Origin of the sequence: Mycobacterium sp. MFM001, from assembly GCF_003402475.1 — a bacterium.
Classification (GTDB): domain Bacteria; phylum Actinomycetota; class Actinomycetes; order Mycobacteriales; family Mycobacteriaceae; genus Mycobacterium.
Map to the genome: position 1 here is coordinate 44,792 of NZ_BFAB01000020.1, position 10,654 is coordinate 55,445.

Sequence of the window (10,654 nt, forward strand, 5' to 3'; positions counted from 1 at the left end):
CTCAACTCGCCATACGCTCCCACCATACGACACGCTTCCGGCTGAGCTGTGGTCGTAAGGAAGGTTCGTTATGGAGCCAAACACCAAGGCCCTCAAGGTCATTCAGTGGGCCACCGGTGGAGTTGGCAAGGCGGCCGTCGAAGCGGTGCTCAATCACCCTGAGCTAGAGCTGGCCGGCTGCTGGGTACACAGTGCCGAGAAGCACGGGCGCGACGTCGGTGAAATCCTCGGCCGAGAACCGCTCGGTGTCGTCGCCAGTTCCAACAAGGACGACGTGCTGGCGCTCGACGCCGACTGCGTGGTGTATGCACCGCTGATTCCCGACGACGGCGAGGTCAAAACCATTCTGCGGTCGGGGAAAAACGTTGTGACACCGCTCGGTTGGGTATACCCGGACCGTCGCGACGCTCGGGTGCAGGCGATCGAGCAGGCCTGCCGGGACGGCGCGGTGACCTTGCACGGCTCGGGTCTGCATCCCGGGGGCATCACCGAGAAGTTCCCGCTGATGATCTCAGCGCTGTCCACGGCCATCACCCATGTGCGAGCGGAGGAATTCTCCGACATCCGCACGTACAACGCGCCCGACGTGGTGCATCACATCATGGGCTTCGGGGCCACACCCGAAGAGGCCGCGCAGGGCCCGATGGCTGCGCTGTTGGAGGGCGGCTTCAAGTCCTCGGTGTGGATGGTGGCGGACTATCTGGGCTTGCGCGATCCGACGTTCGCCTCGACGCAGGAGGTGGCGGTGGCCGCCGCGCCAATCGATGCCGGTTATCTCAAGATCGAGCCGGGCCGGGTGGCGGCACGGCGCTTCCGTTGGCAGGCGCTCGTGGACGGCGAGCCGGTGATCACCGCCGCGGTCAACTGGCTGATGGGCGAGGAGCACCTGGACCCGCCGTGGACGTTTGGCGAGCGGGGTGAACGGTTCGAGCTGGAGGTCGACGGCGACCCACACCTCGAAGTGGTTGTCAAAGGGCTGCAACCGGATTCGATCGCGGAGGGCCTGAAGCGCAATCCCGGCGTGGTGGCGACCGCCAACCATTGCGTGCACGCCATCCCGCAGACGTGCGCCGCCGAGCCCGGCATCAAGACTTATCTCGACCTGCCGTTGATCGCGGGGCGGCCCGCGCCCAAACTCCTGCCGACTATTCGGGAGTCCAAACCCGTTGCCTGACAAGCCCTTATCACTGCGGGACCGCCAGCGTGCGCAGGTCCGCGACGAAATCCGGTTGGCTGCCTACCGGCTGTTCGCCGAGCACGGGTTCGACAACGTCACCACCGAGCAGATCGCCGCCGCCGCAGGCGTTTCGCCGAGCACCTTCTTCCGCCACATCGCCAGCAAGGAGGAGCTGCTGCTGCACCAGGTTCGGCGCGGCTGGGAGGCGATCGCGTCGCTGCTCGAGGAGCGCCCCAGCGCGGAGCCGTCCGACGTTGCGCTGGCCCGCGCGATCGAAGCCCGCACCGCCGCTTTCCAGGACGACGACACCGAGCAATGGCGGACCGCCATCCTCGCCGCGACCGGCCTGCTCGACAAGGCCACCATGGCGCCCGAGGACAAGAGCCGCTTGGTGAAACTCACCGCCGCCCGCATGCGCACCGATCCCGAACAGGACATCCGGCCCGCCCTGCTCGTCCACTTGGCGTTCGCTGCAGCCGATTTCGCGTTCCAGCAGTGGGTGCGCACCTCCCGCGACGATCATCGACCGCTTCAGGAAATGGTGTCCGAAGCGCTGCAGGCTGTGATGAGTCCGCGCTGGCGTTAACTGATCGGAGGAATAGATGGGGCGTTGGTCGCGTAGCGAAATTGAGCGCGCATTCAACGACTACAGCCAGGCTGTCGTCGAGATCGGGCAGACCTGGAACTGGTCACATTACGCTGACCTGTTCACCGAGGACGCCGTATACCTGGAGCACGTGTACGGGGAAATGCATGGCAGAGAACAGATCCGCGAGTGGATCGCCTCGACAATGAACACTTTTCCCGGCTCGGAGATGCCGTTTTATCCGGCCGAGTGGTACATCATCGACGAGGACCGGGGCTGGGTCGTCATGAAGGTCCTCAACCGCATGAAGGACCCCGGCGACGGCAGCATCCATCAGGCCGCGAACTTGACCGTGCTGCACTACGGCGGCGACGGGCTGTGGAGCTACGAGGAAGACGCCTACAACCCGATGAACTTCCTGGCGATGGTGCACGAGTACACCAAGCGTTCCAAGGCCCTCGGCACCATCTCCGATGATGCGCTGGCCTTCGCCAAAAACATGAGCTGGCAACTGGATTAGTGCGTAAGCGGGGGCAGTCGATGCGCGTGAACTGCCCGTCAGGCGGGGGCGGCGGTATGCGCCTCCACGCGTTGCAAACTGCGCAGGGTGCTCGTCACGAATTTCGTAAGTGCCACGTCGCGTTCAGATCGAAATTCTCCGAGGGTAGTGAGGAGTGCGTAGACGCCGAGGAGAAAGAACGCCGCGCTGTGGTAGGCATCGACGTCGTCGTAGAGTTCGCCGCGGATGCGCGAGCGCTCGATCTCAGCAGCAAGTAGCACGAAGATCGGGTGGTTGGACCATTGTTCTCGTTCGGGTCGGGCGGGTGAGAAGTAGAGACGGATGACGTCGTGGAACAAGGCCGAGCCCCAGCGGCTTTCGAGGTCCAAGACCAACTCGACGATCGTCTTCAGCACGCCCGGTAGGTCATGGCGAGTGTCGAGAAATCGCCCGAGCTCCTCCGCAAGGCGCATCTCGTCTCGCCGGATGAGCTCAAGGAGCACATGTTCCTTGGTGGGGAAGTGGAAGTAGAAGGTACTTCGCGCCACCCCTGCCGCCTTGACGATGGCGTTGATGTCCGCCGATTGGGTGCCGGCACGCTGAAACTCCACAATTGCGGCATCCAATAGGCGCTCTCGGGTGTTCCGACGCTGGATTTCGCGTCGAGTCGCACTGCGTGGCACGCACCCATTGTGCAGCACAAGTCCAGAAATCTGACGATTGTCAATGAAATCGCCTGGAGATCGACCAAGCCGTCAGCGCCGGCACACCGTCGACGAGCGTGATAAATGCAGTTCAACACAGGTTGAGGCAAGATCATCGGCGTACAGGTTGCAATTTCTCATTGTCATCTGTCAGCCACTGTGATAGGACCTATGAAGGCTCCAGCAGGTCGAGAGCCGGCGATCCGCCCTGGTTGACGAAGGGGCGCGAATCTGGTCGCCCGGGGCAGCAGATCCAGACAGGCAGGACAGTGGCGATGACGACCTCTACAGCGATGAATACCAGGGGCCAGCGGATCCTGTTATGGACAGTGCCGCCGGCAGCGGCGCTCTTCGTGCTGGCCTATTTTCTGTTCCCGGTGTTTTCGCCGCCGCTGTCGCCGACGATGACTCCCGAACAGGTCGCGACGTTCTTCGCCGAAAACGTCACGGGCATACTCGGGGTTGCGATTCTGTGCAATCTCATTGCGTGCTCTCTGGTACCGCTCTTCGCCGTCACTGCCGTGCAGATATCCCGCACCGGCACGTCGAGCGACGTCTTCACCTACGCCTACATCCTCTGTGTCGGAGTCGGACTGACGGCGTTCATCCTCGCCGACTACTGCTGGGGGATTGCGGCGTTTCGGCCCGAGCGCGACCCCCAGTTGATCAGCCTGCTCAACGACATGGCGTGGTTCTTCTTCATCGCGCCGGTCGGCACGATCATCGTGGCGAACCTCTGCCTGGCCGCCAGCATCTACCTAGACGCTCGGCCAGACCCGATCTTTCCGCGCTGGGTGGCGCACTTCAACATCGCGGTTGCTGCCGTGCTGGTACCTAGTGCGTTCTCGATTCTGCACATGTCGGGACCGCTCGCCTGGGATGGAGCACTGTCATTCACCCTGCGCCTCAGCGCTTTTGCCTGCTACGTCGTGGTGATGTTCATTGTGTTGCTCGGCGTGGTCAACCGCCAGGGCGAGGAGCAGGAGGCGCTGGTATGACCACCACCGTCCGGTGGCGCGACTCCAAGAAGCTTGATCAGTGGATCGCGTTCTGGTCGGTCCCGGTTTTCTTCAGCCTGTTCGGGTTGGTGTTCGTCCCCCTCAGCTGGATGATGCCGCCACGATCGCCGAGCAGTTCGCAATCGGAGATCGTCGAGTTCATGCAGTCTCACAACCTGGTGATCGCCTGCGTCATCCTGACATTGGCGTTCGGTCTGGCGCCGGTGTCCAACGCGTGTTACCTCATCCAGATCAAGCGAATGTCGGTCAGCCCGGTATTTCGGTACACCGTCATCATGGGTGCCACCACCGGCACCATCGTCGGCATGCTCTTCCCGATGTTCTGCTTCGGGCTGGGCGCCTTCCGCCCCGGCTATGACCCGGCGATCCTGGGGATGCTCTACGACTTCGGCTACCTTGCCTTCATCGGCTCGCTGGGGTGCTTTTGCATCATGTGGATGGCCTTCAGCCTGGCCATCATCCTCGACCAGAACAACATCCTGCCGAAATGGCTCGGCTACTACACCGTATGGCAGTACGTGACCGAGTTGATCGCCGCACCGGTCTGGATCGCCAAGTCGGGCCCGTTCGCCTGGAACGGCCTGATGACCTTCTGGTTGGCGATGGCGCTGTTCGTGTCATGGCAGTTCATCGTGTACGTGTGCATCTACCGGGCGATCAAGAATCAGCCCGACCACGAGCTCGAAAATGCCTGGCCCACCAAGGAACCCGCGTCACCGGAACTGCTGCCGAGAGCCAGCGCATGACCGAGGTCTCAGAGAAGTTCAATACCGGCAGCTCGCCACGAGACGTCGATGTGCGCAGACACCTTCCCGGTGAGCCCAGTATGTGGTTCTTCGTCATCGGCGACCTGTTCATCTTCGGCGCGTACTTCGTGGGCTATATGTACTACCGCGGTCAAGACCACGCCATGTTCCTGCAGAGCCAGGCGAAGCTGAATCTGAACATCGGCATCATCAACACCGTCGTGCTGCTGACGAGTTCGCTGTTCGTTGCGCTGGGTACGTCGGCGGGCCGCAGCGGCAGGACCGCGGATGCCTACCGGCTCTTCTGGCTTGCCGTTGTTTGCGGTGCGGTCTTCCCGCTGCTCAAGATGTTCGAGTACATCCCGAAGATCGTCGCCGGCATTACGCCGGGAACAGACCTGTTCTTCATGTACTACTACGTGATGACGGGACTGCACCTCTGCCACGTGCTGCTGGGCTTGGTAATCCTCTGCTTCGTGATCCGCAACCTGCGCGGACCAGCGAAACCCCGAATCTTGTTCGCGGAAACCGGCGCAACGTACTGGCACATGGTCGACATCTTGTGGCTCGTGCTGTTCGCATTGCTCTATCTGATGAGGTGATCTTGTGACCGCGTATCTTCGCAACCCACTGACCTACGTGTGGGCACTGCTCACAGCGGTGACAGTCGCGTCGTGGCTGACCGCCCGCGGCGGCGGCGCGGCGCACCACCTCAACGCAACGGTCACCGTCGTCGTGCTGCTGATCGCAGCGTTCAAGACTCAGCTGGTGATATGGCACTTCATGGAGGTCCGGCGGGCCCCGGCCTGGCTCAAGATGACGACGAACGGATGGCTGGTCGCTCTTTTCGGGCTCTTGCTGGGCTTTTACTTTGCTGCCCAGTAGGTTCGGCTGTGTCCCCGTGCTCAGTGCGGCCATTCGGTACCGCTGGCCAGAGGGTCGCCCTCCAGCCGGCGCAGATAACGTTCGACGAATTCCACGGTTTCGGCATGGCCGGCGGACATTCCCAGCGCCTGCTCCATGACCAGCACTCGCGAAACACTGGTGATCAGAACCGACCAAACGAGCGGCGGAACCTCCGCCGCGTCAATGCCGTAGCGCTCCAGTACATTCGACACTGCCTCGCGTTGTTCCTCTCTGAATCGCTCAGCATAGTAAGCGATTTCGGCCTTGAGGGCCTTGCGATGATTGGCAAGGGCGACGTATTCCATCGTCACCGCTGTAGCGGTCGGGTCGATGCTGAACCGCCACAGCGCCCACAGCGGTTGCGGCGATTGCAGCGCTTGCGCGTGGACGCGAAGCCCCTCTTCCGCGCGACGACGAAACGCCGCCAGGAACAGCTCGTCCATTGTGCGGAAGTAATAGTGCACCAGCTGCGGCTTGAGCCCCGCCTTCTCGGCGACGCGACGTGACGTGACTGCGGCATACCCTTCTTCGAGCATCAACTGCTCGGCCGCGTCGAGCAGGACGGAGCGATTCTTGGCGTCCGGCGCCCCGATTCTGCGCGCCGTTGTCATGCGATGCTCCGAACCTTCGACTGTGCCGACCACGCCGATCGTATCGGCAACCTTGACCCCGACCTTAGCGCCATGCTAAGCAAGTGCTCAGCACTTTGGTCGATTTCCGGGTGACGCCAGCTCACGTCGCCGCCAATCAAATCTCAGCTTCGGGAGGCACGCAGTACATGACCACTTTCGAATCGGTCGACTTCTTCACCGACGCCTCCCTGGTTCCCGACCCGTACGACTACTTCGACTATCTGCGGAGCCAGAACCCCGTGCTGCGGCTGCCGCACTACAACGTCGTCGCGGTCACCGGCTGGGAAGAGGCCAACGCGGTCTACAAGGATCCCGACACGTTCTCCAACTGCGTCGCGCTCGGCGGGCCGTTCCCGCCGCTGCCCTTCGAGCCCGAGGGTGACGACCTGTCCGCCCAGATCGACGCGCACCGTGAGCAGTTCCCGATGTTCGAGCACATGGTCACGATGGACCCGCCCGACCACACCCGCGCGCGCTCGCTGCTGAGCCGGCTGCTGACGCCCAGCCGGCTCAAGGAGAACGAGGACTTCATGTGGAGCCTCGCCGACCGCCAGCTCGAGGAGTTCCTTGACAACGGCGAGTGTGAATTCATCGCCGAATATTCAAAACCGTTCGCCACCTTGGTGATTGCCGATCTGCTCGGTGTGCCGGAGGAAGACCACAAGCAGTTCCGCACCGTGCTGGGGGCCGATCGCCCGGAAAACCGGGTGGGCTCGCTCGACCACGGCTCGGTTGGCGTAAACCCGCTGGAGTGGCTCGACGACAAGTTCTGCGGCTACATCGAGGACCGGCGCAGCCACCCCCGCGACGACGTGCTGACCGCGCTGGCCACCGCGAAGTATCCCGACGGCTCCACACCCGAGATCATCGAGGTGGTCCGGTCGGCGACATTCCTGTTCGCCGCCGGACAGGAGACCACCGCCAAGCTGCTCTCCGCGGCGCTGCAGGTACTCGGCGACCGGCCCGACATCCAGCAAAGGCTGCGCACCGACCGCAGCCTGATTCCGGCGTTCATCGAGGAGTCGCTGCGGATGGAGAGCCCGGTCAAAAGTGACTCGCGGCTGGCCCGCAAGCCAGCCACCATCGGCGGTGTCGACATTCCCGTCGGCACCGTGGTGATGGTGTTGCCGGGTGCGGTCAACCGTGATCCGCGCCGCTTCGACAACCCGCACGAGTTCTCACTCGACCGCAAGAACGTCCGCGAGCACATGGCATTCGCCCGCGGGGTGCACTCCTGCCCCGGCGCGCCGCTGGCCCGGGTGGAAGGTCGCGTCTCGATCGAGCGCATCCTCGACCGCATGTCCGACATCCGTATCGACGACGCCAAGCACGGACCGGCCGGCGAGCGTCGCTACACGTACGAGCCGACCTACATCCTGCGCGGGCTGTCCGAATTGCACCTCACCTTTACCATGGCGGGGTGAGCGCCGCAGACAAGACGATTGTCATCACCGGCGCTAGCGACGGTATCGGCGCAGCGGCCGCGCGCCGGTTGTCGCACAGCGGGGCGCGTGTCGTCGTGGTCGGGCGCTCGGAAAGCAAGACCCGCACTGTAGCAACGGAATTGGGCGCAGACTGCTTCGTGGCCGACTTCACGGACCTGTGCCAGGTGGGCTCGTTGGCGCGGCAGTTGCGGTCGCGATACCCCCGAATCGATGTACTGGCCAACAACGCCGGAGCCATGACCAGCACTCTGCAGATAACCGGCGACGGGTATGAACTGGCCTACCAGGTCAACTACCTGGCGCCGTTTCTGCTCACCACGCTGCTGTTGGACGTGCTGGTCGATTCGCGGGCGTGTGTGCTCAACACCTCCAGCGCATCGCACAAACTGCTCCGCGGGGTCGGCGCCGAGGATCTGGAGCAGACTCACCGTGTGCGCCCAAGCAAGGCCTATGCGCTCACCAAATTGGGAATCGTCTTGTTCACCAAGGAATTACACCGGCGCTACCATGACGCCGGGCTTTCGGTGGCGGCGTTCGATCCCGGCTATGTCGACACGAACTTCGGCCCGGCGTCGGGGTCGCGGTTCATTGCCCTGATGCGACGAACGCCGGTGCGGCATCTGACCGCCAGCGCGGACGAGGGAGCAGACCAGCTGGTGTGGCTGGCATCCAGCCGCGATTGGGAATCGGGCGAATACTATGTGCGGCGCAGGCGTGCCAAAGCGAATCGCCGTGCGGACGATCCCGAATTGGCCCGCGAGTTGTGGGACCGCAGCCTTGCCGTCGTCAGCCGCTGGCGCTGAGGTCCTCGGCGATACCACATACACGCGCAAGCTTGCGATCAACGGTGAGCAGAGAAACGCGAAGCTGAGTGGCCAGCTCGACGTAGAGCGCATCGAGAAGCCGGATGTCGGCACGTCGTGCCCATGCACCGAGGACGAGGGTATCGAGTCCGTGTCGTTGCACCGGGAATTGCGTAAGTCGGGTGAGTCCGACCTCAACCTCGGTGGCATCGATGGTCCGGGAACGATTGAGCCGCCCCAAAGCCGATAAGACTTCTGCGTCGAGGTGCGCCGGCGCATGGATCCGGGTATCGCGTAAACGTTCCTGTACAGCCTGACCATAGGTGAAATCTCCGAGCAGTTCGACGACGGCGGAGGCGTCGATCACGACATGCTCGGCTGTGCTCACGATGACCGGCCGAATTCGTCGCGCACTTCGTCCAGCGCTTTGATGACTTCCTTGTGTGATCTCCGCCCGTGTAACGAGGGAAGGGCTTCGAGCCATGCGTTTGTCGCTCTGCGGTCAAGCTCGTCGGCGAGCGCGGCTTGTACCACCGCAGACACATTGACGTCGGCCGAGCGCACTCGGTCCGCCAGCTCGTCGGGCACATACACGTTGATCCGCGCCATACACACACTATACACACATATCAGGTCGGCGTCGAGATGTGCGTCGCTTCCGAACGGCCCCGCAGCACGGTGGAACCGCGTGATTCCCACTGCTGCCGCTCAGCTTCATCGGCTCGCTCGATGGCCGCATCCGAGCAGAGCACCCGTCGCTCCGAAGTTTTGGCGAGATCTGCCAGCCGGGCGGCCTCGTTGACGGCGTCACCAATCACCGTGTACTCGTAGCGGTTTTCGGCGCCGATGTTGCCGGCGAACACCGGACCGGCCGAGACGCCGATGCCGAAATCGACGACGGGCAGTCGGCGCAGTCGAATGGCAAGCGCACGCGCGGTCGCCAGTGCTGCGGAGGCGGCCCCGGCGGTGCGCAGCGGCGCCCCGAACACCGCCAGCGCGGCGTCGCCCTGAAACTTGTTGATCAGGCCCTGGTTTTCGTCGACGGCGACGACCACGATCCGGAAGAAATCGTTGAGCACCTCGGCGACCTCGCGCGGCGGGCGGCTGGCCGCCAAGCGGGTCGAGCCCACCAGGTCGACGAACAGGATCGCCGCCTCCCCCACTTCTCCGGACATCGATGCGCCCTGTTCCAAGGCACGACGCGCGACGTCTGCGCCGACGTGGCGGCCGAACAGGTCACGGAGCCGGTCGCGTTCCGCGAGCCCGGCGACCATGCGGTTGAATCCCGTTTGCAGACGGCCGATTTCGGAGCGTTCATAGACGTCGACGAATGTGCCGATCCGGCCGTGCTCGATTTCCCCCATCGCGTCGATGACGTCGCGGACCGGATCCGAGATCGACCGCGACACCAGGATCATCCCCCGCAGCCCCAGCATCACCGCGACAAGCGATAGCACCAGCACTGCGATCTCCACCGATGCGGACTTTGGAAGGATCCAGTCCTTCGAATGAAGGAACACCAGGGCGGCAATGGCAGCGCTCGGAAGCGCGCTGGACAACAACCACATTCCGATCAGACGGGCCAGCACACCCGGGGCGGTCATGAAGCCCTCGACGCCCTGCGTCGCGGCCGCAATGATCGGGCGGAGCGTTCGCTGGGTGAGCAGGACGGCGGTACCGGTCGCGGCGGCTCCACCGAAAACGACTGCCAACCCGGTGGCCACTGCAACGGTGGGCCCGCCGTCGAGGTCAAGCAGGACGAACAACGCGCCGCTGACAACCCATGTGGCCGCCAGAACAATCGACTGATTGCGCATGAGTTTCATTGCGGCAGCACGCTGATTCGCATCAGGTTCTTCCCCGGCAGCGAACCAGCGCAGCGACGGAGCGATCACCATGACACCGGCGACGAACACCACAACGGTGCCGAGAATTACCACCGCCAGCGATGTGGCCACGTACTTCCCGCTGAGGTGGGGTCCGGGCGCGTGACCGCTGAGCACGACGACGATGACGAGGACCTCGGCGACGCTGAGCAGATGCGCGAACGCGAGGCCGGCGGCGTATCGAAGCGACGACGCGGCGACGGATTTCCGCGGGGCGTCGCCTAGCCTGCTCACGCGTTTCTCCTATGTCA

Annotated in this window: 14 protein-coding genes; 9 read left to right on the plus strand and 5 right to left on the minus strand. The window is 63.5% G+C overall.

Going from position 1 to position 10,654, the window contains the following annotated elements:
• Positions 1–70: 70 nt before the first annotated feature.
• The 3 genes from MFM001_RS22910 to MFM001_RS22920 are packed head-to-tail and all read left to right on the plus strand — an operon-like array spanning position 71 to position 2,283.
• Positions 71–1,174: a dihydrodipicolinate reductase gene (locus MFM001_RS22910; protein WP_116377553.1), complete on the plus strand. Its 1,104-nt coding sequence runs from the start codon at positions 71–73 to the stop codon at positions 1,172–1,174.
• Positions 1,167–1,763 carry a TetR family transcriptional regulator gene (locus tag MFM001_RS22915; RefSeq protein WP_116377554.1) on the plus strand — a complete coding sequence of 199 codons (597 nt, stop codon included), beginning with the start codon at positions 1,167–1,169 and terminating at the stop codon, positions 1,761–1,763. The genes MFM001_RS22910 and MFM001_RS22915 overlap by 8 nt, the downstream gene beginning before the upstream one ends.
• A gap of 16 nt (positions 1,764–1,779) precedes the next feature.
• On the plus strand, positions 1,780–2,283 hold the full coding sequence (locus MFM001_RS22920; protein ID WP_116377555.1) for a nuclear transport factor 2 family protein: 504 nt from the start codon (positions 1,780–1,782) through the stop codon (positions 2,281–2,283).
• A 38-nt stretch (positions 2,284–2,321) separates the two neighbouring features.
• Here MFM001_RS22920 and MFM001_RS22925 read toward each other — a convergent pair whose 3' ends face one another.
• Complete coding sequence (locus MFM001_RS22925) at positions 2,322–2,945, minus strand: TetR/AcrR family transcriptional regulator (protein ID WP_371685611.1); 624 nt, start codon at positions 2,943–2,945, stop codon at positions 2,322–2,324.
• A gap of 296 nt (positions 2,946–3,241) precedes the next feature.
• Between MFM001_RS22925 and MFM001_RS22930 the strand changes: the two genes are divergently transcribed.
• From MFM001_RS22930 to MFM001_RS22945, 4 genes are read left to right on the plus strand one after another with little or no spacing between them, the layout of a single operon-like run.
• Positions 3,242–3,964 carry a hypothetical protein gene (locus MFM001_RS22930; RefSeq protein WP_116377566.1) on the plus strand — a complete coding sequence of 241 codons (723 nt, stop codon included), beginning with the start codon at positions 3,242–3,244 and terminating at the stop codon, positions 3,962–3,964.
• Positions 3,961–4,731, plus strand: a complete 771-nt coding sequence (locus MFM001_RS22935; RefSeq protein ID WP_116377557.1) for a hypothetical protein — start codon at positions 3,961–3,963, stop codon at positions 4,729–4,731. The genes MFM001_RS22930 and MFM001_RS22935 overlap by 4 nt, the downstream gene beginning before the upstream one ends.
• Positions 4,728–5,333: a cytochrome c oxidase subunit 3 family protein gene (locus MFM001_RS22940; RefSeq protein WP_116377558.1), complete on the plus strand. Its 606-nt coding sequence runs from the start codon at positions 4,728–4,730 to the stop codon at positions 5,331–5,333. The genes MFM001_RS22935 and MFM001_RS22940 overlap by 4 nt, the downstream gene beginning before the upstream one ends.
• 4 nt (positions 5,334–5,337) lie before the next feature.
• Positions 5,338–5,616, plus strand: a complete 279-nt coding sequence (locus tag MFM001_RS22945) for a cytochrome C oxidase subunit IV family protein (RefSeq protein ID WP_116377559.1) — start codon at positions 5,338–5,340, stop codon at positions 5,614–5,616.
• A 20-nt stretch (positions 5,617–5,636) separates the two neighbouring features.
• Here the strand turns inward: MFM001_RS22945 and MFM001_RS22950 are convergent, their stop codons facing one another.
• Positions 5,637–6,248, minus strand: a complete 612-nt coding sequence (locus tag MFM001_RS22950) for a TetR/AcrR family transcriptional regulator (protein WP_116377567.1) — start codon at positions 6,246–6,248, stop codon at positions 5,637–5,639.
• A gap of 167 nt (positions 6,249–6,415) precedes the next feature.
• Here MFM001_RS22950 and MFM001_RS22955 point away from each other — a divergent pair, with 167 nt between their 5' ends.
• Positions 6,416–7,693, plus strand: a complete 1,278-nt coding sequence (locus MFM001_RS22955; RefSeq protein WP_116377568.1) for a cytochrome P450 — start codon at positions 6,416–6,418, stop codon at positions 7,691–7,693.
• Positions 7,690–8,517 carry an SDR family NAD(P)-dependent oxidoreductase gene (locus MFM001_RS22960; protein ID WP_116377560.1) on the plus strand — a complete coding sequence of 276 codons (828 nt, stop codon included), beginning with the start codon at positions 7,690–7,692 and terminating at the stop codon, positions 8,515–8,517. Before MFM001_RS22955 ends, MFM001_RS22960 begins: the two co-directional genes overlap by 4 nt.
• On the opposite strand, the gene MFM001_RS22965 is transcribed toward MFM001_RS22960, so the two are convergent.
• The 3 genes from MFM001_RS22965 to MFM001_RS22975 are packed head-to-tail and all read right to left on the minus strand — an operon-like array spanning position 8,501 to position 10,556.
• Complete coding sequence (locus MFM001_RS22965) at positions 8,501–8,905, minus strand: type II toxin-antitoxin system VapC family toxin (protein WP_238159349.1); 405 nt, start codon at positions 8,903–8,905, stop codon at positions 8,501–8,503. The two genes, MFM001_RS22960 and MFM001_RS22965, sit on opposite strands and share 17 nt — an antisense overlap.
• Complete coding sequence (locus MFM001_RS22970; protein WP_116377562.1) at positions 8,902–9,126, minus strand: type II toxin-antitoxin system CcdA family antitoxin; 225 nt, start codon at positions 9,124–9,126, stop codon at positions 8,902–8,904. The genes MFM001_RS22965 and MFM001_RS22970 overlap by 4 nt, the downstream gene beginning before the upstream one ends.
• Before the next feature lie 20 nt (positions 9,127–9,146).
• A complete protein-coding gene (locus MFM001_RS22975) occupies positions 9,147–10,556 on the minus strand; it encodes an adenylate/guanylate cyclase domain-containing protein (RefSeq protein ID WP_238159352.1) in 1,410 nt (469 codons plus the stop codon).
• Positions 10,557–10,654: the final 98 nt, after the last annotated feature.